The following is a 22,089-nucleotide window of genomic DNA, read 5'->3' on the forward strand; positions in this document are numbered from 1 at the left end:
TAAAAACAAATGATATGTTAGGCACTTTAAATACCGTCCAGATAGATGAGCTGCTTGGCAATAATATTACCGGCCGCATTGGCTGCACGGATGGTAAGAAAATGTATGTGGTCCCCGTCAGCTATGCGTTTAACGGCACTTACCTGGTCATCCACTCCAGGGAAGGCATGAAGGTGAATATGATGCGGCAGCACCCGGACGTATGTTTCCAGGTGGATGAAATTGACAACCACGCCAACTGGCGCAGCGTGATCCTGTGGGGCCGTTACGAAGAGTTAACAGACCCCAAGGAAAGATATTACGCCATGAAATTCCTGGTAAGCCGCTTGATGCATGTACCGGTGAGCGAAACCGCCGGTGTGGAAGCCATGCACCAGGAAATGGCGCAACAGGACGAAGCGCCCGTCATCAAGCCCATTGTATACCGTATCAGGATCACGGAAAAAACCGGCCGGTTTGAAAAACATTAAGCCCGGATACGATCTGACTTCAAATTGGTTTTATACAGCTCAAACCAGGCGATGCTGATAAAAGCAGTGGCCAGGCATATCATGAAAGCGGCAAAGCTGATGGCCGTAAGCCCGAACAGCTGCCGCACCGGCGCCACGAGGTGGATCAGCACCAGGAACAACAGGGAAACGATCAACACCAGCGGCGCCAGGCTGTTCTTATAACGCATGGTATGCGCAACATTTTCGGTAAAGGAGCGGTTGGTAAACGTGAGGAAAATATTGCTGATCAGCAGCGTGGTAAATACCATGGTGCGGGTCATCTCCAGGGAAAATGCCTGCATGAAATAGTAATAGATCCCCAGCACGCCTGCCGTAATGATCAGTCCCTGTGTAATAGTGATCAGCAGTTCATCCGTGCGGAACAGGCTTTCGTTGCGCCGGTTACCGGCAGCGCTCATATCTGCAGCTTCCACCGGTTCCCTTTCAAAGAAGATAGAGCAGGTAGGCCCCATGATCAGCTCCAGGAAAATAACGTGTATGGGGGTGAAGATAACAGGATACTTCCAGCCCAGGAGCAGGGGCAGCGCCGCGGTAAGGATAATGGGAATGTGGATGGAAATAATATACCGCACCGCCTTCTTCAGGTTGCTGTACACCTTCCTGCCCTGGTACACCGCTTCCGGTATCTTTTCCAGGTCATCGTCGGTGATCACCAGGTCGGCAGCCAGGCGGGCGATCTCCGTTCCCTTTTTTCCCATGGCGATGCCAATGTCCGCCGCTTTCAGCGCCGGGCCGTCATTCACGCCGTCGCCGGTCATGGCCACGATCTCCCCTCCTGCTTTCAGCGCGTTGATCACTTTCAGCTTGGCTTCCGGGAACATGCGCGTGTATACGCTCACCAGGTTCACGGTACTTTGTAATTGCGTATCGCTCATCGCCATCACTTCCTCGCCTGTTATACTATACAGGTGATTGCGGATGCCGGTTTGCTGCGCAATATACCGCGCCGTTTCCGGGTAGTCGCCGGTGATCAGCTTTACCCGGATGCCGGCGTCGTATACCTGTTCTATTACGGCAGCCGCATTTTCTTTCGGGGGATCGTACAGGCATATAAAGCCTTCAAACTGCCAGTTGAAGCTGTCCTGTGCGGCCGGCAGCTCCCCGCCTGCATGCAGAGCGGTAGCTACGCCCAGTACCCGGTACCCGCGGGAGGCCATTGTTTTCAGTAACCCGTTCAGCTCCTGCACCGCTGCTTCCTCCAGCCGGCATACCTGCATTATGCGTTCGGGCGCGCCTTTGGCGGCAGCTATCAAACTGCCGTTATGCGGGTACACATGCGTCATCATGGGCGGGCGGCCTTCCAGGGGGTATTCATGCAGCATAAAAGGCAGCGGGGCATGCAGGGGCTCCTGCTCGGTATAGGCTTCGAAGATGGCCTTTTCCATTGTGTCGAAGGGCTGGCGCTCGCTGGCGAGCGCCGCATAGAATAACAGCCGGGAGTCGCCCGGCAGGCTTTGCTGCGTCATATCCGTTTGCCGGCCGGTACGGTGGTCATACACCATTACCACCTTCATCCGGTTCTCCGTAATGGTGCCGGTCTTGTCCAGGCACAGCACGCCGATGGCGCCCAGGTGTTCTATCACCTGCGGCTGCCGGGAAATGATGCCTTTCCCGGACATGTAATAGGCGCCCAATGCCATGAAGGAGGAAAAAGCCACGGGAATCTCTTCCGGTATGGCGGCCATGGCCAGGGTAAGCCCCAGCAGGATGCTGGCCGCCAGGCCATTTCCTTTGATAAAGCTCACCACGCAAATGGCAATAAAAGCAACGATGCCAAACAGGGCCAACCTGCGCACCGCACGGTTTACCTGCCGCTGCAGCAGCGTGGGCGGCGTTTCCACCGTGGCAATAGCCTGGCCCATTTGGGCCAGGGCCGTCTGGTTGCCGGTAGCCGCCACCTTTACCATACAACGGCCGGTATTGATAGTGGTGCCCTGGTAAAGCAGGTTATTCCCGGGCACTGGGCCCTTTTCCACCGGCAGCGATTCGCCGGTCATCAGGGATTCATTGACCGTAAGGTCATTGGCTGAAATAATGATACCATCAGCAGGCGCCAGCTCTCCCTCGCTCAGCAGCAGCAGGTCACCGGGCACCAGCTCTTCCGTATCCACCATCTTTTCCCTGCCGTCGCGGATCACGGTGGCCCTGGGCGCGGTGTACTGGCGCAGGGCTTCCAGCGCGCGGGAGCTTTTCACCTCCTGGTACAGGGAAATGGCGGTAACCAGCAGCATGGCCAGCAGTATCATGCTGCCTTCAGCAAAGCTGCCCAATATAAAATAGACCAGGCAGGCCGCCAGCAGCAGCAGGAACATGGGTTCCCTTACAATGCCCCATACCATGGAGCGCCATTTGCCGGAGGAGGCCGCCTGGAATTTATTTTTGCCGTGCAGGGCCTGCAAACGGGGAACGTCCGCCTGCCGCAACCCGGAATATTGTACAGGTGTTGATATGTTCCTGATCATGCCCATGCTGATATATTGTTTACCTGGCTGCCGGCGTATAAGCGTTACCGTTTACCGGTTCCGCCAGCTCGTAGCGGGAAGGCTGTTTCTTTTCCCAGCAGTGAAGGTTATAGAAAGTGGTTTCTGCTATATTGGCCAGGGCTTCGCGGGTGGCAAAGGACTGGTGCGGCGTGATCATCACATTGGGCATGCGCAGCAGGCGGCACAGCAGCTTGTCCTCCATCTTTTTCCCGCGCAGGTCCTGGAAGAAAATACCCTGTTCATGCTCATATACGTCCATACCGAAATACCCGATCTGCCCTTCGTCCAGCGCATCCGCCACATCAGCGGTGTTTACCACGGCGCCGCGGGCGGTGTTGATCAGCATCACGCCTCTCTTCATGCCAGCGATCTGCTCCTTGCTGATCAGGTATTTACTGCGGTTGTTCAGGTTGGCGTGAATGGTGATAATGTCCGCTTCACTGCAGAGCGTGGTCAGGTCTGTGTACTGCAGGCCAAGCTGGGCGGCCAGGTCCCTGTTCCGGCTGATGTCATATCCCAGCAGGCGGCAGCCAAATCCGCGCAGGATGGACGCTGCAGCAGCGCCGGTTCTGCCGGTGCCGATGATGCCTACCGTTTTGCGGTGCATATCAAAGCCCACCAGGTTATGCACGGAAAAATTGTATTGCTGCACCTGTTTCTGGGCCAGCACGGTTTTGCGGTTCAGCGCCAGCATCAGGCTCACGGCATGCTCTGCGATAGCATAGGGCGAGTAAGCGGGCACGTTGGCTACTTTTATATTCAGCTGGCGCGCCTTCTGCATATCCACGTTGTCATAGCCGGCTGCCCGCACGGCCAGGTACCGCACCCCGTTCTTCGCCAGCTTTTCCAGCACCGGCGCAGATGCATCATCTGTTGTAAAAACACAGGCGGCCTCGCAGTCGCGGGCCAGCACGGCGGTATCTGCCGTGAGCCGCTCGCCGGTCATTACCAGGCTGTGCTCTTTTACATTCGCTTCTTCGATATAAGGACGCTCAAAGTCTTTCATACTGTAGAAAAGTACTCTCATAGTGATCTGGTTTCAGGAGGTGTGTATGCTTTTCAGATCAGCACAGGCAGCGGTTTGTTACCGGTGGCGCTGTTGCGCTCTTCTGCCCTGCGTATGTTGGCAATGCCCTGCAACAGGGCATCGTGGTTAAAGGAAATGCTGTTAATGCCCTGCTCCACCAGGAAGGCGGCAAAGTCCGGCAGGTCGCTGGGCGCCTGCCCGCACAAGCCCACCTGCACGCCGGCCTCTTTGGCGGCCGCTATCATCATGGCGATCATACGGCGGGCGGCCGGATCGTTCTCGTTAAATATGCCTGCTACCAGCGCAGAGTCCCGGTCTATGCCCAGGGTAAGCTGCGTCAGGTCATTGGAGCCAATGGAAAACCCGTCGAATATTTTTGCGAAGGCGGCCGCCTGCAGCACGTTGGAAGGCAGCTCCGCCATCACGTATACTTCCAGCCCATCAGTTCCCTGCTGCAATCCAAAGGAAGCCATTACGTCCAGCACTTTACGCCCCTCTTCTACCGTACGGCAGAAGGGAATCATCACTTTTACATTGCCCAGGCCCATGTCTTCCCGCACTGCTTTAATGGCCGCACATTCCAGCGCAAAGCCGTCCTTATACAGCGGGTGGTAATACCGGGAGGCGCCGCGGAAGCCCAGCATGGGATTTTCTTCCGCCGGCTCAAAAGCTTTGCCGCCGATCAACTGCGCATATTCATTGGTCTTGAAATCACTCAACCTTACGATCACTTCCCTGGGATAAAAGGCGGCGGCAATGGTGCCAATGCCCTGGGACAGCTTGTCAATAAAGAACCGGCGCTTGTCGGGGTACTGGCGGGTAATGGCGGCTATCTCGGCTTTGGCCGCGGCATCTTCCAGTGCATCGAAGCGCACCAACGCCATAGGATGTATGCGGATGGCATGGGTAATAATGAACTCCATGCGCAGCAGCCCCACACCGTCGTTAGGATACATGGCCAGGCGGAAGGCCTGGTCCGGATCACTGATAATGAGCTTGGCTTCCGTGCCTTCCGGCATCACCAGCTCACCGGGATCTATTACGGTGGCTTTAAAGGGCAGTTGGCCTTCATATACGTAGCCTGTTTTTCCTTCGCAGCAGGAAACGGTGATGTAAGCGCCGTCCTTTATCTGCTCCGTGGCGCCCAGCGCGCCTACAATGGCCGGCACGCCCAGCTCCCTGGCCACAATGGAGGCATGGCTGGTCCTTCCGCCGGTGTTGGTAACAATAGCGGCGGCCTTTTTCAGCAGCGGGTCCCAGTCGGGGCTGGTGGTATGGGTTACGATGATGTCTCCCGGCTGGAGGCGGCCGGCTTCCGCCGGCGACTGCAGCACACGGGCAATACCTGTGGCCGCCTTGTTGCCGATCGCCTCTCCTTTTACCAGGCACACGCCCTTTTCCAGCAGCGTATATTCCTGCTGGTGATCCGCATGCTCCCGGGAGTGAATGGTTTCCGGGCGGGCCTGCAGGATGAACAGCTCCCCGCTGATACCGTCCTTCGCCCACTCTATGTCCATCGGGCGTTCATAATGCGTTTCTATGGCCATGGCCCAGCGGGCCAGTTGAAGCACTTCGGCGTCGCTCAGCACGAATTGCTCCCGCTTTTCCGCCGGGGTGGCCTTGTTCACTGTGCTCTCTCTATCATTGGCATTATCTGCATACACCAGGGTATGGGCTTTGTCGCCCAGTTTCTTTTGTATGATCGCCTGTTTGCCCTGCAGCAGCGTGGGCTTGAACACGTAAAATTCATCCGGCATCACGGCTCCCTGCACAATATTCTCGCCCAGCCCCCATACGCCGGAAAGCAGCACCACATCCCGGAAGCCGGATTCCGGCTCCAGGGTAAAGCCTACGCCGGAGCAGGCCAGGTCGGCGCGCACCATGAGCTGCACGCCCACGGAAAGCGCCACTTTGCTATGCTCAAAACCGTTATCCTCGCGGTACTTAATGGCCCGGTCCGTGTACAGGGAGGCAAAGCAGCGGCGCACGGCTTCCAGCAGGGCGGCTTCGCCGGTCACGTTCAGGTAGGATTCGTGTTGCCCTGCAAAGCTGGCCTGCGGCATATCCTCCGCCGTAGCGCTGCTGCGCACGGCCACTGCTGCCGGCACGGTACCGCCCAGTGCGTGATAGGCCGCCAGTATCTCTTCCGTGATCACCTGCGGAATAGCCCCCCGCAGTACCAGGTTACGGGCAGCCGCGCCAATTTCCTGCAGGTTGGAAAAATCGTTGCGGTCCAACTGTTGCATCAACTGCTGCAAATGTTCCCACAGCTTGTTATAATCCAGGTAGGTCCAGAAAGCATAGGCGGTGGTAGCAAAACCATCCGGCACGCGGATGCCGTCGCCGGACAGGTGGCTGATCATTTCGCCCAGGGAGGCGTTCTTCCCCCCTACTGTTTCCACATCGGACAAGCGTATATCTGTAAACTTCCTTACAAAAGGTTCCATGAGGTAATATTTATTCTGCCGGTTCTTCCGGGTAATAGAAAATATGGCTTTCCGCCAGCTTCCCTTCTTCGTTCAGTTGTGCCAGGGTCCAGTTATCGGTTTTGGTGGTTTCCAGCCACAGGTCGCCGGATTTACGCAGCACCTGTACGCTGAGCCCGAACGCGTGCCTGAAATCATGTTCCAGGTCTGCGGCGGTGCGCTGGTGGCTGATGTCTACCCAGCCAAAGGTGTGCATCATGCGGATATCCTCTATGGGGGTATCAGGTGCAATCTTTTCCTCCACCCGGGAGCCCTGGCCAATTTCGTGCGGCTGCCGGTAAAACTCCAGCTTCAGGTAAGGGTATGCTTCCTGGAATTCACGCTGTATCTCCGCGATGATGGCTTCTTCACTTATATAGATTTCCATGACTGACTGTTTTGGTAATACAACTGCAAGATTAAGCCGGGCCGGCTTGCACAACAATGAGGGAAATCAGCAGTTTTTATGACTATCATCATATTATGAGGCGGCAAACTGTTGCAATTTGGGTTGAAATAATCAGCCTATGCGCGCAGCAAACGTAAGCACGGAGGCGCCGGTTACCGGCAATGGCGGGTTCCCGCATAGCGAGGAACAGTACTTCCTGGAAGGCCCGCGATCCAGGGCCAGGGAGCTGTATTTTTCCCTGCGGGTGTTATGGGAGTTCATCCGCGGCTTCCGGGTGTTCCATTTCCCGGGGCCCTGTATAGCGGTATTTGGTTCTGCCCGGGTAAAGCCCGGCTCACCCTATTATGAAACGGCCCGGGAAATGGGCGCCGGCATTGCACAGTTGGGCTTTACCGTGATGACCGGGGGCGGCCCCGGTATTATGGAAGCGGCCAACCGCGGCGCCATGGAATCCGGCGGCGGCTCTGTGGGATGTAATATCCGGCTGCCAAAGGAACAAGCGCCCAACCCTTACCTGGACCTGTACTTCACCTGCCGGTACTTTTTTGTACGAAAGGTGCTCATGTTCAAATATGCCTACGGCTTCGTGATCATGCCGGGCGGCATCGGCACCATGGACGAATTCTTTGAAGCCCTTACTTTGATACAAACCCATAAAATACTTAACTTTCCGGTGGTATTAATGGATAAAAGCTACTGGGAGCCGGTGATGCCGCTGTTCCATAAAATGCTGAACGAGTACATGGTAGACCCCGGGGACCTGAAATACATGCTGTTCACGGACTCCACGGAGGAAGCGCTGGCCCACATCCGCCAGTTTGCAGTGGAAAAATATCGTACCAAACGCAGGCATATATTCAGAAAACTGCTCCTGCTGGGTGAGTAGCGCTGCATTCAATCACCGATACCTGACACAACCATATGAGCATATCCATCAACGATCTTGGTAAAGACTTTCAATTGTCCATTTTTGCCGCGGCCATGGAAAGAGGCGCCGGCCTGGTAGCCGTGCGGGAGCTGGCCAGCGGCAAACTGCTGTACATCAATGAAACCGGCATGCAGATGCTGGGCACCACGGACTACGCAGAACTGGAGGCGCTGATGCAGCAGAACAACCTCGGGGATTGTGATGCGACGATTGCCGCCCCTGGCAACGGCGGCCGGGAGGAGCGGGAATGGGTCAATAAAAAGGGAGAAAAGCAATGGGGCGTTTATGAAAAGCTGCCGTTCAAACATGCCATGCAGCACTACTGTTTTTTCCGTTTGTCCACCGGCATTGTGTCCGGCAGCTATTACCGGCAGCAGATAGAAAAGGAGTTGGAGCGCTTTGGCGCTTTATTTGATTACGCCAGCATCGGCATACTGGTGGCCAACCGGCAGGGCCTGATCACCATGATCAATGATTTTGCCCTGGAGCAGTTCGGCTACAAGCGCAAAGAGCTGCTAGGCCACGCGGTAGAGCAACTGCTGCCGCAGCGGGTGCGGGACAGGCATGTGCAGCACCGGGAACGCTACAACGCCCATCCCCAGAGCCGGCCGATGGGCATAGGACTGGACCTGTACGGCATCCGCAAGGACGGCACGGAATTCCCGGTGGAAATAAGCCTGAGCCACTACCAGAACGAGGAAGGCACTTTTGTGATCGCTTATATCAACAACATTACCGAACGCAAGAAAGCGGAAGAAAAGATCGAGAAGCTGAACAACGAGCTGGAGCAGATGGTGGAGGAACGCACCCTGCAGCTAAGAAAGGCCATGGAAATGCTGGAGGCTTCCAAGGAAGACCTTACCGTGGCGCTGGGCAGGGAAAAGGAGCTGAGCGAGCTGAAATCCCGCTTTGTATCCATGGCTTCCCACGAGTTCCGCACCCCGCTGAGCACCATCCTTTCCTCCGCGTTCCTGGTAAAGCAATACGATGCGGAAGAAGACCAGGCCAAACGCAGCAAGCACATACAGCGTATTGTATCTTCCGTGAACCTGCTGACGGACATCCTGAACGACTTCCTGTCCGTGGGCAAAATTGAGGAAGGCAAGATACAGGTGCGCCCGGTCAATTTCCAGGTTGAAGAGCTGGTCCACAACGTGATACAGGAAATGCAGGGCATTTCCAAAGATCAGCAAATCATTGACTACCAGCACAGCGGCCAGCCGGAAGTGGTGCTGGACCCTTCCCTGCTCAGGCATATCGTAATGAACCTGCTGGGCAACGCCATCAAGTTCACCGCTGCGGACGGCACCATTAACGTGCGCACCCACCGGGATGAAGAGCAGTTCAGGCTGATGGTGGCAGACAATGGCATCGGCATGTCCGAAGAAGACCAGCAGCACCTGTTTGAACGGTTTTACCGCGGCGCCAACGTAAGCAACATACAGGGCACGGGCCTGGGGCTGCACATCGTCAGCAAATACAGTGAGCTGATGAACGGCAGCATTTCCTGCGAGAGCGAGCTGGGCGTGGGCACTACATTTACAGTTACTTTCCCTTTTAATAACAATCACACAGCAGCAGAGTAATGATTATGAAAACGATCCTTTTAATAGAAGACAATGATGATATCCGGGAAAATACCGCCGAGATACTGGACCTGGCCGGGTACAAAGTACTAACCGCCGAAAACGGCAAAACCGGCGTGGAGCTGGCACTGGAGCACAAGCCTGATCTCGTGATCTGCGACATCATGATGCCCGTGCTGGACGGCTACGGGGTACTGCACATGCTGCAGCGGAACGAGGAAGTGCAGGACATTCCCTTTATATTCCTGACCGCCAAAACAGAGCGCAGCGATTTCAGGAAGGGCATGGAAATGGGGGCGGACGACTACATCACCAAACCTTTCAGCGGTACGGACCTGCTGCATGCCATAGAAAGCCGGCTGAAAAAAGCCTCCCTGCGCCAGCAGGAATTCCAGCCCAACCTGCAGGGACTGAACAAGCTGATGCACGCTGCTACCGGCAAGGAATCGCTGCAGGCGCTGGCGGAAGGCAGGAACATTGATAAGTTCAAAAAGAAACAGGCCATTTACATGGAAGGCAATCATCCTACCTGCCTGTATTATATACAAAAAGGGAAAGTAAAGACCTTTAAGCGGAACGAGGACGGCAAGGAGCTGGTTGTGGAACTGTATAACACCGGCGATTTCCTGGGATATGTAGCCCTGCTGGAAGGCACCTCCTATAAAGAAACCGCAGAGGCCCTGGAGCCCAGCGAGATCGCCATCATTCCGCGGGACGATTTTGAAGAGCTGCTGAACAATCACCAGGAGGTAGCGGCGCAGTTCATCCGTATGCTGGCGCACAACGTAACCAGCAAGGAACAGCAGCTACTGGGACTGGCCTATAATTCCCTGCGCAAGAAAGTGGCGGAGGCGCTGGTAAACCTGCACAACAAGTACAACGAGCGCAGGGAGGCGCCGTTCGCCATTGACATCAGCCGGGACAACCTGGCTACGATCGCCGGTACGGCCACTGAATCGCTGATACGCACGCTGGGGGATTTCCGGGAAGAAAAGCTGATCGATATCCGGGACGGGGCTATTGTGATCCTGAATGAAAAGAAATTGTCCAATATCCTTTATTAAGGAAGGGGGAAATGTTCCTGGAGGTAGCCATTGAACTCCGTGCTTAGCTTGCTGAAGTTTTCATGGACGATAATGATCTTTACCTCCAGCCTTTTTTGCAGGTCCTGCACTTTTTTGAACTGGCCGTTCTGGTGCATACCTGCCTGGGACAACAGGTATAGCTGCTCCCCTACCTCGTGTCTTAACAAACTCAATTGTTCGTCCATTTTAAGGAACCTGTTCTGGAAATATTCCAATTGTTCCAACTGGTCTTTCCGGAAATCGTGTCTTAAAATACCGGCCAGCCGGGTTTTGAAGTGAATGTTCTCATCCTCCAGCAACGCCAGTTGCCTTCTCCAGGCCTCGCTTTCCTCAATTAGTGCTGCGCGTTTTCCGTTTGTCATTTCTGTGATATCCATGTTTATCCGGCAATATTAGGCCGCCTCCCCTCCAAAAAACATGACGACGGTCAGTAATGTACCTGACGATGGTCAGTCTTTGTGTATTCTTGCTATGTTATTTATTGTGCGCTATAAACAGCGGCAATGTCAATGTTTTCATCAGCACATCTGCCATACTGGCACGAAACCAGCGGGAAACCGTTCCACGCCGGTAAGCGCCCAGCACCACCAGCGTACCCGGCGGCTGGTATTGCAGGTAAGTGAGTATCTTGTCTTCCGGCTGCCCCTCCATTACCTTGTAGGTGACAGCGGGGAAATGCCTTTTCATAAACTCCTTCATCAGCCGGTTATCGTCCAGGTGCAGGCCGGCGCCGGGGTCATTAACGGACAGCACTTCCGTTTGCAGTTCATCCAGGGGCGCCAGCGTATAGCTGTACATCTTGATGGCGTGCACGGAAGACGGCTCCCCGTCATACAGCAACACCGCCTTCGATATCTCCTGGTAGACCGTCGGCACCAGCAGCACGGGGCATTGTACATCCGTCAGCAGGTCGCGGATAAAACGTGTAGGCGGCGGGGCGGTATCCCTTGTCATCGTTTCCCGCACGTTCACGATCAGCAGGTCGGCGTATATGCTTTCATGTAATACTTCCTGGATGGCAATGTTGCGGTCGTGGTGGATGGTATAGTTCAGGCCGGCTTCCCGGCAGGCGGTTTCAAACAACCTGGCGGCGGCATCCCGCTTACTTTTATCCCGTGCTTCAAAATCATAGATCTCGTTGGGCGTGGCGCCCTCTTTCAGCAACTGGTACATGCTGAAGCTGTTGTAGGTAAAATCATCCAGGAAAAGCCCCACCAGGTGCGCGGCCTGTTGTTTGGCCAGCCTGGTGGCGTATTGCAGGGCGCTTTCCGATATCCTTAATCCATCAAAAACGGCGATTATCTTCTTCATCAGTAGTGCTTGATTTCGATTACAACTCAAAATTAAGCACATGAAAAAGAAGGGACTATGATAGCTGTTAGCGCGGGGGATGATTTACGTCACTACTCTTCCGGCTGCAGCACCATCCTGAATTTGATGCTGGCATCATCCGGCTGCTGCGGGTTAAACACGTGGAGCAGGTAGTAATTGCCCTGCACCCAGTCCGCCACACTGTTATCATACCAGGGACTGCCGGGGTTGCCGCTTTGTCCGCCGGGATAAATGCCGTAGGCTTCCGTAGTAGCGCCCAGTTGTACTACCATGCGCCAGGAAGGCCCGTGTGTGGCCTTGGTGGCGTTTACAATATGCGTGCCGCCGCCGGTGTACAGGTGCATATGGCTGAAGGCCGGCAGGCCGCGGCTCAGGTGGCGGATATCCGTGCCCCGGAAACGGCCCCATTCCAGGCGTCGCTGCCGGTCCAGTTGCTGCGCGGAGTCTGTCACCTGGGCAAAGGTCTGGCTGACCAGGTCGGAAAGGGATTCTTTTTGCGGGGTATGCATGTCGTCCACGAAATGCATGGCGGAGTCGCGGAGCAGCCATAACAGGGAGGCATTGTCGGGCGGATACACCATGATCAGACTATCCTTCCGGTCCATCAGCTCATCATCCCAGATACGATGCTTCAGCCCTTCCCAGAGCAGGAAAAAAAGCGTGGCTCCCTTGCTGTCAGGATTGTTCGCCAGGTCCCACTGCTGCAGGAGCTGCCAATAAGGCTGCTGCGCAGGGGTAAGGGACTGCGCGGGCAGATGGGCGCTCAGCAGCGGCATGGCGGCGCGGGCAAAGAGGTTGGCGTTATCGTTCTGCAACTGCTTCATGTCCTGCACGGTGACCTGGTCCATGGCGGCCAGTTGCTCATTAATGCGCTTGCCGCGATACAGGTCATAATACCCGAAATAATAATAAGGATAAGTGCTGTCCGTAGGCTGCTGGTTGGCGGAGCTGACAAAACCCCGCTCCGGGTTCCTGGTATGCGGGTTGTCCTGCCAGGGAATATATCCCTGCCAGGCAAAAGTACTGTCGCTGCCCGGCATGATCCATTTCCCCTGGTCCTTCCAGCGCAGCGGGAACTTACCATTATGCCAGAGGGCGATATCGCCTGTTTTGGAAGCGAATACGAAGTTCTGGGCCGGGCATTCAAAATGGCGCAGGGCGTCCAGGTAATCCTCGTAGCTGCGGGCATGATTGAGCTTGTTGAACGTGAGCAGCTCGTTGGAAGGGTCCAGCGCTTTCCAGCGCAGGGCCAGGAATGGCTGTCCCGGCACATCATCATGGAAAGTGTTATCGTACATCACCGGCCCCCATACGGTATAAGCCACGGTATCATAAAAAGGCTGCTGCCCGTGTATCTCTATCTCCTCTATCCGCAGTTTGGCGTTGCGGTACTCCCCGTTGAACAGGTATTGACTACGTCCGTTGCGGAACTGCACGGCATAGTAGTCCTTTACATCCTCGGAACCATTGGTAACGCCCCAGGCTATATGATCATTGAACCCGATGATGACGCCGGGCGCGCCGGGCAGGCTTACGCCGTATACATTCATCTGCGGCGTATGCAACTGCACTTCGTACCACAGGGAAGGCAGGCTGAGGCCCAGGTGCGGATCATTGCACAGGATGGGTGCGCCGCTGCGCGTTTTGCTGCCGCTTACCGCCCAGTTGTTGCTGCCATTGTCCGGGTCCGGTTTATCCTCCCGGAAGTGCAGGGCCGTGCCCAGTTGCCGCAGGGCGCTGTCGGCCGGCGGCACCGCATTATGCAGTGGCTTGTCAAAAGGCGTGCCCCTGGGGATCACGGGGTCCAGGCTGTCATTACGGTCGGGGTACATATTGTTAAAATCAGCGCCGCTGAAAATACGGCGCGCATTGGTATACTCCAGGTCATCGGCCCGGCCGGTAAGATCGTAGGACATGTACTTGAGCAGCGCCCCGCATTTCACCACGGACCAGGCCTCCGGGCGGTAGCCCATCAGCTTGTACTCCACGGGCAGCTCGCGGTAGGACAGGCTGCTGATATAAGCATTCACGCCGGCGGTATAGGCTTCCACGGCGATTTTGGTGGCGCTGTCCTTCTCCATTTCCGCCGCCGCGATCTCGGCTGCATATCCCATACCCATCCGGCGCTGCCGGCGGTCGTATTCCAGCAACTTCGGCCCCAGTATCCCGGAAAGGCGGCCCAATGAAGCCAGCACCTGCAGCTCCATCTGCCAGAGGCGGTCGCGGGCATGGAGATAGCCCTGCGCGTAATATACATCTGCTTCCTTCTCGCCAAAAATATGCGGCACCATGCGGTCATCCAGCCATACTTCCACCCTGCCTTTAAGACCGGGCAGGGACAGGGTCTCATTAAAGTCCCGGCCGATCGGGTCGGCATTCTCCCAGAATCCTTCCTGTGGGCTTAAAAATTTACCCAGGGGCGGAATGGAGCCCCACTGGCGGTTCAGTACAAAGATCAGTGCGAGGGTGATAAAGGCGGAGATAGCAAATTTCATCATGTGCAAATATGCGAATGTGCAAATGAAGTTAAGGTAAAAAGAGGAATTACCTCAGCACTTCCACACATTTATCCACTTCCTCCAACGTATTAAAACTATGCAGTACCACGCGCAGGCGCTCCTGCCCTTTCGGCACCGTAGGATGCAGGATAGGCCTTACATCCAGGTGGGCAGCCTGCAGGGTAGCCGCCAGGCGGCGGGCGGCATCATTGCCGGGCGTAAGCACAATCTGTATGGGCGTTTCGCCGGGCAGCACCTGCAGGTGGCGGGTATGCCTGCGGAAATGCGCGATCAGGGCCGACAGATGGGCCCGGGCTTCCGTCATGTAGGGGAACAGGCTATAGCTGGCCATTACCGCCGCGATGGCGGTAGGCGGTAACGCGGTCGTATATATGAAAGAACGGGAAAAATTGAGCAGGTACTGCCGCAGGATGGCGGAGCCCAGCACAATAGCCCCGTGGCATCCCAGCGCCTTGCCAAAGGTATGCACCCGGGCAAAGCAGGCCGGCACTAACCCCAACGCCTGTACCAGCCCTTCTCCCCTGCTGCCGATAATGCCGGTAGCATGGGCCTCGTCCACGATCAGGCGGGCGCCGGCCTGTTCACAAACAGCCGCTATTTCCTGCAGCGGGGCCATATCCCCGTCCATGGAATATACCGATTCTACGGCCACGAAAATGTTGCCGCCTGCGCGGGACAGCTTCTGCTGCAGGTCCGCTACATCGTTGTGGCGGAAAGAAAAGGACTGTGCATAGCTCAGCCGCAGCCCGTCGCGGATGGAGGCATGTATCAGTTGGTCATAGATTACGGTATCTCCTTTTTGCGGCACGCAGGAGAACAGGCCCAGGTTGGCGTCATAGCCGGAGTTGTAGATAAGGCCGGCAGGAGCCTCGTGGAAAGCGGCCAGGCTTTCCTCCGCTTCCATGATCCAGGCATAGTTACCGGCCAGCAGGCGGGAGCCGGCGCTGCCGTGCATGTACGGCCTTTCCATGAGCAGGCTGTGCACCGCCTCCTGCATGGCCGCACTGCGGGCCAGGCCCAGGTAATCGTTGGAGCAGAAGTCCGTGATGTGCGGCGGGGGCAGCTTCAGCTCCCGCAGGGCATGCTGCGCTTTACGCTGCGCTAAGGATGACAGCAGGAAGTCGTCGTTCATGCCGTAAAGCTAAGACATCCTTAATAAATGATCCGCAGCATGGAACGGCGGTTCTCCCGGTGCTGCTCCTCGCTGCAGGGCACTCCGTCGCGGCAGGGATTTACCGGCTCCTGCTCCCCCAGGTTCTCGTAATACAGGCGGCGGGGAGATAATCCTTTTTTGATCAGGTATTCGATCACGGCGTAGCAGCGCATGGCAGACAGGTCTGTGTTGTAGCTGTCGGAACCGCGGCTGTCCGCATAGGAGCGCACCATCAGCTTCCAGTCCGGGTATTGCAGCAGTACCACTGCCACCCGGTCCAGCAGTTCCCGGGATTCCGTGAGCAGTTGGGCGCTGTTGTAGTCATAGTAGAAACGCAACTGCTCCAGCTTGTTCACGATAGCGCTGTCTGTTTTACCAGGCGGAGTAGCAGCGGTTGTAGCCGTATCGCTGCTTGCCGGCCGCCGCGCTACCGGTGACGGCGCTGCCGGCGCAGGTTCTTCCAGTTGCGCTTCGATATGGGTATCCATAAAGTGGTAAATATCATCTCCCCCGCCACCACCGCGCCGGTTGGAGGCGAAATATCCTTCGTAGCCATTGTCCTGCATCACAAAACCCAGGTCGTCGGAGCCGGAGTTAAAAGGACGGCGGAGGTTGCGGGGCGGGCTCCAGTCCGCACGATTGCCCGTACTGCGGAATATATCAAAGCCGCCCATGCCGGGATGCCCCCTGCTGGAAAAATAAAGCGCACTATCCGGGTTGATGACGGGGAACGCTTCTTCAAAAGGGGTATTGATCACCGGGCCGCAGTTAACCGGCGCGCCCCAGTGGCCGTCCGCCTGTTTTTCGCTGTACCAGATATCTGTTTTGCCTTGTCCTCCCGGCCGGTCAGACACAAAGTACAGGATGCCGCCACCACCCGCCAGCACGGGATGACCGGTATAGCTGCTGGCCAGGTTCAGCCCCGGTACCGGTTCGGGCGTGCTCCAGCCGCTGTCCCGTTTTACAGACCAGAATACGGACATCAGGCGCCAGCCGTTCACCGGTCCCTTTTTTGTCCGTCCGGACATATCTTTTTCCCAGACATTCAGGGTCACGTAAAGGGTATCCTCTCCCTTGCTGAAGCATACCGGGCCGATATGGTAAGGGATGTTTCCCAGCAGTTCCGGCGCTACTTCTTCCAGGATGCTGTTCTCCACCCCGCCCTTTTTGTATTGTTTGAACAGGTAAGCCTTGAAGAAAGGCTGGTTCACGCGAACATCCGTTGCGGGCCGCCTCTCCGCGCCGGTGCTTAGCGCCATTTTCCGGTACCCGTTGGATACTACCAGCAGTCCTTCGTCCGACATGCCGCTTACCCACTCCGATCCCAGGGAGCTGAGCTCCTTCATATTTTCCACGGCCATGGCAGGGGTTTCCTGCATCCATTGCAGGGCGCTGTCGCAGCCGGCCAGCAGCAGGTTTTTCCACCGTATGCTGTCCGCATCCGAAGGATTAAAGCGGCTGAGATGCGCTTTGGCCGTATCATAGGCCTCTATATTCATCTGGATACAGCCATACAGGGCCTGTATTGCCGCGGGACAGTCCGGCCGCCCGAGCATGCGCTCATACCAGTAGCCGGCTTCGGCAAACTGCGCCATCTCTACATAGCATTGCGCCGTTCTCCCCAGCAATTGGAGGGGCGCACGCTTTCCCTTCCGTTCCACCAGCCGGGTGTACAGGCGGGCCGCTACGGCGTATTCCTGCCGTATAAATGCTTCTTCCGCCAGTTGCGTCAGGCTTTTCTGCTCCTGCGCGCATATACCGGCGGCATGTAATACTGTTGCTAATATGATCCCGTAAAAACCTCGCATATCCATACTAAAAATACCGTGGGTTGGCCGTGCTGTACTTCTTTGACAGGAACAGCAGCCCGATGGAGATCTCGTGCGAGCCGCCCTGCGTGCCGGCCAGTTTATTAATGTTCAGGTCATAGGCATAGCCAATGCGCAGCTTTTCCGATGCGTAATATTCTATGATGGCGCTGGCGGCGTTCGCCGTTTCCAGGTTGTCCGGCAGCCCCTTCCAAATGGGCACGCCTGTACGAAAAGAGCCGCCTATCCAGATAATGCGGTCTATCATCAGCATGGCGTTCAGGTCAATATTGGAAGGCCCTTTAAAATCATCCTTGATCATGATGGAAGGTTTGAGCTGCAAGTGGGCCGACAGCGGCAGCATACAGCCGGTGGACAGGTAGAGGTGCTGCGTTTTACGGATATTGCCATAGTCAAATCCCTTCCAGGAATAGCGGCTGCTGGTATACCGGGAAAAAAGATCCAGCACGGACAGGCTCAGGAAAAAAGCGGGCGTATGGTAATAGATGCCGAAGCGGGCGTCCGGCGCCATCGCATTCACACCACCGCCCGGGAAAACAGGATCATCCACATCCAGGTACTGCAGGGCCTGCCCGTCCAGCCGATATTGCGTCACGCCCAGGCCAATACCCAGGCACAGGCGGCGGGTATTATCCGCATCCAGCGGGATACGGTAAGCGTAAGAGCCCCAGATTGCAAACGACTGTTGCGGCCCCTGCATGTCTGCCATAAACTGCCCTCCCAGCGCTACCCGGGCGCCGTTGTTGCGCATACGCACCGGGCCGTCGGCCGAAATGCCGGCGGTGCGCGGCGCCCCGGGGAAACCGGTCCACTGCTGCCGGTAAATACTGTTCACATACCAGGCATCCTTATAGCCCGCATAGGCCGGGTTCACGCTTAACCCGTTAAAGGCGTACTGGCTGAACTGCACGTTCTGCTGCGCCTGTGCATTGGCGCAGGTCAGCAGCAGTAATACGATGTACCATTTTATCATTGATCGCATACCTTTTAAAATTCCAAAACCCAAATTCCAAAAAAAATGATTGGATGCTCAATTCCGTTTTATCACCACCCATCCCTTGTATAATTTCGTACCGCTCCCTTGCTTTATCTCCAGCCGGTAGTAATAGGTGCCTTCGCTGAGGCCGGCCCCGTTCCAGTCATTCCGGTAATCTTTTGCCTGGTATACCATGCTGCCCCAGCGGTTAAATACATACAGGGAGGCGCCGGGATACCGCTCCAGTCCCCGGATGACGAAATATTCATTCCTGCCGTCGCCATTGGGGCTCATGGCATTTACAAAAAACAAGCCTTCTTCCGCAGGCGCCGTTTCAATAGAGGTACCCGGCAGCCCGTTACAGCCCGGCTGAGCGGGATCACAGCCCGAAGTGGGCACGGTCACATTGCCATCCGTTACCGTTGCGGTATTGATGATCACCGGCACGCTGTCCAGTTCCTGCTCCACCCGCACCTGGAAGGAGACAGTAGCTACCGATTCCACGGCCAGGTCGCTCACGGTCCAGTTGACAGTATTGGCGGCCTGGTTGAAAGCGCCGCCATCCGCCGCGCTGATGAAAGTAGTATGGTCCGGCACCGGGTCTGTAACCTGGATGGAAGGGATGGCCACATTGCCGGTATTGCGCAGGTGGATCGTATAAGTGAGCACCTCGCCGGGTTTGGCCTTCGGGTCCCCGCTTTGAGTAATGACGGTTTTCCAGGTATCGAAGCGTATCACCGTATCCACCGGTATGTCGGTAGAAGGATCGTTGGGATCGGGATGCGGATGCGGTTCATTTGGATTGCCGGGATCCGGCGGCGTGGTAGGACGGCTGCCGTTGCCATTGCCGTTGTCCACCGCGGCAGTGTTGACAATGCTGGTAGCGCCGGTGAGGTCCCTGGCCACCCTTACCGTATAGCTGCGGGTCACATCCGCGCCGCCCACCGGTATAGCAGGAATGGTCCAGGCCAGCCGGCCGGCGCCGTCCGGCGCAATACCCTCTTCCGCGCTTACAAACTCCGTATAGTCAGGTACGTTATCCGTTACCAGCACGTGGGTCAGCGTTACGCTGCCCGTGTTCCGCACATGCATGGTATAGGTGATCTCATCGCCGGTGGTAACGCTGCCGCCCTCGCCGGTGCCGGTATAGCTGGCGCTTTTCCAGTTGGCGGAGCTTTTGCCGTTGTCTACCGGTATTTCGGTAGCCGGGTCATCGGGGTCCGGGTTAGGATGCGGATCACCGGGATCAGCGGGGTCCGGTGGCGAAGTAGGATGATCGCCGCTGCCATCGCCATTATCCACCCAGCCTGTATTGATAATATGGATCGCATGGGTGAGGTCATTGACCACCCTTACGGTAAAGCTGCGGGTGATGTCCGGGCCGCCCACCGGTATTCCCGGGATGGTCCAGGTGAGCCGGCCGGCAGCATCCGGTATAATGCCTTCTTCGGCGCTGATAAATTCCGTATAAGCCGGGATGCTGTCCATGATCCGCACATCATGCAAACTCACGTAACCGGTATTTCGGATATGGATGGTATAGGTGATCTCGTCTCCCGGCCTTACGGCGCCACTGGCGCCGGAACCGGCGTAGGCGGCGCTTTTCCAGGCGGCGGACCGTTTAAAGGTATCCACCGGCACATGGGTGGAAGGATCGCCCGGGTTGACAGGACCGGGATGCGGCTCGTTGGGATTACCGGGATCGGGCGGCGTGGAAGGTTGCTCTCCCGATCCGTTGCCATTGTCTATCCCGGCGGTGTTCAGGATGCCCGCAGCGCCGGTAAGATCATTTATTACCCGGACGGTAAAGCTGCGCGTAACATCGGCGGCGCCCACCGGCACCAGGGGAATGGTCCAGATCAGCCGGCCGGTGGCATCCGGAACGATACCATCGTCCGCACTCAGAAATTCCGTATAGGCGGGCAGGTTGTCGGTGATCAAAACATTATCCAGCCGCACATGCCCGGTATTGCGCACGTGCACGGTATAAACGATCTCATCGCCCGGCCTGACTGTTCCGTTGGCGCCGGTGCCCGTATAGGCCGCGCTTTTCCAGTTGGCGGATTGCTTGCCGCCGTCGTCTGCCGGGATATCTGTAGACGGGTCGTCCGGGTCGGGCCCGGGATGGGGATTGCCCGGATCACCGGGACCCGGCGGGGATGTAGGATGACCGCCCGTACCATCCCCGTTATCTACAAAAGCGGTATTGGTGATGTTGGTAACACCGGTAAGATCGTTGACCACCCTTACGGTAAAGCTCCGCACCACATCCGCCGCGCCGGCCGCAATAGCGGGAATGGTCCAGGTCAGCTTGCCGTCCGCATCCGGGACGATGTTTTCGTCCGCGCTGACCAGCTCCGTGTAAGCGGGTATGGTATCTGCGATCTGCACGTTCGCCAGGCTCACGTTACCCGCATTTCGCACATGCACGGCATAGGTAATAAGGTCGCCGGCCGTCACCGCGCCGCCTGCGCCAGTACCTGTGTAGCTGGCGCTTTTCCATTGCAGCGAGGACATGATGTCATCATCCGCAATGGTGACGGTGGCAGTGTTATTCGGACCTATGATAAGCGGAGGTACGCCAGCACCAGGCGTTAGCCCGGTAATGGTAAGCACAACGGTTTCGGCGCCTTCTACCAGCAGGTCGTTCAGCACGGTAACAGGAATGGTTACACTGCTGGCGCCGGCCGGTAACAACCGGGTTACCGGGATGGTGGTATAGTCGGCATTAGCGGTAGCCGTACCGGCAATGCTCAACCGGACAATAATGCTACCGGTAGCGGACAGGCCGTTTGGCCAGCCGATGGTGAAGCTGCCGTTACCGGCGGCCCCGCCGGGCTCCGCGCCATCCACTGTGCTGAGTATATTCACCGGCACCCGGGCATCATCATCGTCGATGATCATTACTGCGGTAGCCTGCGCCGGATCAAAAGTAAATTTCATACCGGTGACGGCAGACAGGTTGTTATCCTGCACGGTGATCTGCACGGTTTCATCATGCTCCACCAGCAGGTCGTCATTGACAGCGATTGGCAGCACAATGCTGTTGGTATTGGCAGGCAGCACGATCTCCCCGGTCAACATCACATTATCATAATCGTAGGTGGCGCCCGGCCCGCCGGTGGCAGAGCTGATCCCGTCTATGGTATACCTGACCGGGATGTCCTCGTTAAAAGTGAGCGTTCCCGGCAGGCTGATAAGGAAGCTGCCGTTGCTCGCATTGCCGTTTCCCAGTTCCGCTCCGTCCGTAACTTTTGTGATGCTGATCCGGTTATCATTGTCTATTACCCTGGTGGTAAGGGTCCTGTTAGGGTTGAGATAATTGTCGCCTACCTGGTCTACTGCCGACAAGAGCGTCAGCTCAAGGTTTTCATCCCCCTCTATCAGCAGATCGTCCGTGACCACGATGGGCAACTGCACTTCCGCTGCGCCGGCGCTCAGGGTAATCGTACCAGGCAAAGCAGCGTAATCCACCCCGTTATCCGCCGGGGCAGACACGGTAGCATTGACCACATAGGTAATACTGATATCGCTGGGCGCTACGGCTCCATTCAGCAACCGGAAGGCGATAACGCCATCTGGCCCGCCTTCTTCCGGCCGCACCACTTCAAACATCTCCAGCTCCCCTGCAACAACAGCTCCCCTGCCGGGAGACGGCATCCGCGGAACAGGCATCCAGCTACCGCTGAGCATACACAATGCCAACAACATGATAACAAGACGCCCTCTTTTTGCATACAAGGTTTTGACATTTATCATAGGATTCCAAATAAATGCTTCCATAA

Annotated in this window: 15 protein-coding genes; 4 read left to right on the forward strand and 11 right to left on the reverse strand. The window is 56.6% G+C overall.

Annotation, left to right across the window (positions count from 1 at the left end):
* Positions 1-14: 14 nt before the first annotated feature.
* Positions 15-470: a pyridoxamine 5'-phosphate oxidase family protein gene (locus LX66_RS22280; RefSeq protein WP_145717672.1), complete on the forward strand. Its 456-nt coding sequence runs from the start codon at positions 15-17 to the stop codon at positions 468-470.
* On the opposite strand, the gene LX66_RS22285 is transcribed toward LX66_RS22280, so the two are convergent.
* The 4 genes from LX66_RS22285 to LX66_RS22300 are packed head-to-tail and all read right to left on the reverse strand — an operon-like array spanning position 467 to position 6,875.
* Positions 467-2,974, reverse strand: a complete 2,508-nt coding sequence (locus LX66_RS22285) for a cation-translocating P-type ATPase (protein WP_158642710.1) — start codon at positions 2,972-2,974, stop codon at positions 467-469. The genes LX66_RS22280 and LX66_RS22285 overlap by 4 nt on opposite strands.
* A gap of 19 nt (positions 2,975-2,993) precedes the next feature.
* Entirely contained in the window at positions 2,994-4,022 is a 1,029-nt protein-coding gene (locus tag LX66_RS22290) for a 2-hydroxyacid dehydrogenase (RefSeq protein ID WP_145717674.1), read from the reverse strand.
* A gap of 32 nt (positions 4,023-4,054) precedes the next feature.
* Entirely contained in the window at positions 4,055-6,469 is a 2,415-nt protein-coding gene (ppsA, locus tag LX66_RS22295; protein ID WP_145717675.1) for a phosphoenolpyruvate synthase, read from the reverse strand.
* A gap of 10 nt (positions 6,470-6,479) precedes the next feature.
* Positions 6,480-6,875: a hypothetical protein gene (locus LX66_RS22300; protein WP_145717676.1), complete on the reverse strand. Its 396-nt coding sequence runs from the start codon at positions 6,873-6,875 to the stop codon at positions 6,480-6,482.
* A 139-nt stretch (positions 6,876-7,014) separates the two neighbouring features.
* Here LX66_RS22300 and LX66_RS22305 point away from each other — a divergent pair, with 139 nt between their 5' ends.
* Genes LX66_RS22305 through LX66_RS22315 form a run of 3 tightly spaced genes read left to right on the forward strand, consistent with a single transcriptional unit; the run spans position 7,015 to position 10,474 of the window.
* Entirely contained in the window at positions 7,015-7,782 is a 768-nt protein-coding gene (locus tag LX66_RS22305; protein ID WP_145717677.1) for an LOG family protein, read from the forward strand.
* 35 nt (positions 7,783-7,817) lie between these two features.
* Positions 7,818-9,410, forward strand: coding sequence for a sensor histidine kinase (locus LX66_RS22310; protein ID WP_244620487.1), 1,593 nt, complete (start codon positions 7,818-7,820; stop codon positions 9,408-9,410).
* A 5-nt stretch (positions 9,411-9,415) separates the two neighbouring features.
* Positions 9,416-10,474, forward strand: a complete 1,059-nt coding sequence (locus LX66_RS22315; RefSeq protein ID WP_145717678.1) for a response regulator — start codon at positions 9,416-9,418, stop codon at positions 10,472-10,474.
* Here the strand turns inward: LX66_RS22315 and LX66_RS22320 are convergent.
* From LX66_RS22320 to LX66_RS22350, 7 genes are all read right to left on the reverse strand, one after another.
* Positions 10,471-10,857: a hypothetical protein gene (locus tag LX66_RS22320; protein WP_145717679.1), complete on the reverse strand. Its 387-nt coding sequence runs from the start codon at positions 10,855-10,857 to the stop codon at positions 10,471-10,473. The two genes, LX66_RS22315 and LX66_RS22320, sit on opposite strands and share 4 nt — an antisense overlap.
* A gap of 112 nt (positions 10,858-10,969) precedes the next feature.
* On the reverse strand, positions 10,970-11,806 hold the full coding sequence (locus LX66_RS22325) for an adenine nucleotide alpha hydrolase family protein (protein WP_145717680.1): 837 nt from the start codon (positions 11,804-11,806) through the stop codon (positions 10,970-10,972).
* A gap of 92 nt (positions 11,807-11,898) precedes the next feature.
* Positions 11,899-14,325: a penicillin acylase family protein gene (locus LX66_RS22330; RefSeq protein ID WP_145717682.1), complete on the reverse strand. Its 2,427-nt coding sequence runs from the start codon at positions 14,323-14,325 to the stop codon at positions 11,899-11,901.
* Between the two features lie 46 nt (positions 14,326-14,371).
* Positions 14,372-15,478, reverse strand: coding sequence for an aminotransferase class I/II-fold pyridoxal phosphate-dependent enzyme (locus tag LX66_RS22335; RefSeq protein WP_145717683.1), 1,107 nt, complete (start codon positions 15,476-15,478; stop codon positions 14,372-14,374).
* 20 nt (positions 15,479-15,498) lie between these two features.
* On the reverse strand, positions 15,499-17,307 hold the full coding sequence (locus LX66_RS22340; protein WP_158642711.1) for an OmpA family protein: 1,809 nt from the start codon (positions 17,305-17,307) through the stop codon (positions 15,499-15,501).
* A gap of 7 nt (positions 17,308-17,314) precedes the next feature.
* On the reverse strand, positions 17,315-18,310 hold the full coding sequence (locus LX66_RS22345) for a PorP/SprF family type IX secretion system membrane protein (RefSeq protein ID WP_145717685.1): 996 nt from the start codon (positions 18,308-18,310) through the stop codon (positions 17,315-17,317).
* 48 nt (positions 18,311-18,358) lie between these two features.
* Positions 18,359-22,063 carry a DUF7507 domain-containing protein gene (locus LX66_RS22350; protein WP_158642712.1) on the reverse strand — a complete coding sequence of 1,235 codons (3,705 nt, stop codon included), beginning with the start codon at positions 22,061-22,063 and terminating at the stop codon, positions 18,359-18,361.
* Positions 22,064-22,089: the final 26 nt, after the last annotated feature.

The organism is Chitinophaga japonensis (assembly GCF_007830125.1).
GTDB lineage: Bacteria > Bacteroidota > Bacteroidia > Chitinophagales > Chitinophagaceae > Chitinophaga > Chitinophaga japonensis.

Bases quoted from the DNA above. Each gene is read 5' to 3' on its own strand.
- ppsA (WP_145717675.1), bottom strand. From the start codon at position 6,469: ATGGAACCTTTTGTAAGGAAGTTTACAGATATACGCTTGTCCGATGTG.
- LX66_RS22325 (WP_145717680.1), bottom strand. From the start codon at position 11,806: ATGAAGAAGATAATCGCCGTTTTTGATGGATTAAGGATATCGGAAAGC.
- LX66_RS22350 (WP_158642712.1), bottom strand. From the start codon at position 22,063: ATGATAAATGTCAAAACCTTGTATGCAAAAAGAGGGCGTCTTGTTATC.
- LX66_RS22315 (WP_145717678.1), top strand. From the start codon at position 9,416: ATGAAAACGATCCTTTTAATAGAAGACAATGATGATATCCGGGAAAAT.
- LX66_RS22330 (WP_145717682.1), bottom strand. From the start codon at position 14,325: ATGATGAAATTTGCTATCTCCGCCTTTATCACCCTCGCACTGATCTTT.
- LX66_RS22290 (WP_145717674.1), bottom strand. From the start codon at position 4,022: ATGAGAGTACTTTTCTACAGTATGAAAGACTTTGAGCGTCCTTATATC.
- LX66_RS22285 (WP_158642710.1), bottom strand. From the start codon at position 2,974: ATGATCAGGAACATATCAACACCTGTACAATATTCCGGGTTGCGGCAG.
- LX66_RS22340 (WP_158642711.1), bottom strand. From the start codon at position 17,307: ATGCGAGGTTTTTACGGGATCATATTAGCAACAGTATTACATGCCGCC.
- LX66_RS22280 (WP_145717672.1), top strand. From the start codon at position 15: ATGTTAGGCACTTTAAATACCGTCCAGATAGATGAGCTGCTTGGCAAT.
- LX66_RS22345 (WP_145717685.1), bottom strand. From the start codon at position 18,310: ATGCGATCAATGATAAAATGGTACATCGTATTACTGCTGCTGACCTGC.
- LX66_RS22310 (WP_244620487.1), top strand. From the start codon at position 7,818: ATGAGCATATCCATCAACGATCTTGGTAAAGACTTTCAATTGTCCATT.
- LX66_RS22320 (WP_145717679.1), bottom strand. From the start codon at position 10,857: ATGACAAACGGAAAACGCGCAGCACTAATTGAGGAAAGCGAGGCCTGG.
- LX66_RS22305 (WP_145717677.1), top strand. From the start codon at position 7,015: ATGCGCGCAGCAAACGTAAGCACGGAGGCGCCGGTTACCGGCAATGGC.
- LX66_RS22300 (WP_145717676.1), bottom strand. From the start codon at position 6,875: ATGGAAATCTATATAAGTGAAGAAGCCATCATCGCGGAGATACAGCGT.
- LX66_RS22335 (WP_145717683.1), bottom strand. From the start codon at position 15,478: ATGAACGACGACTTCCTGCTGTCATCCTTAGCGCAGCGTAAAGCGCAG.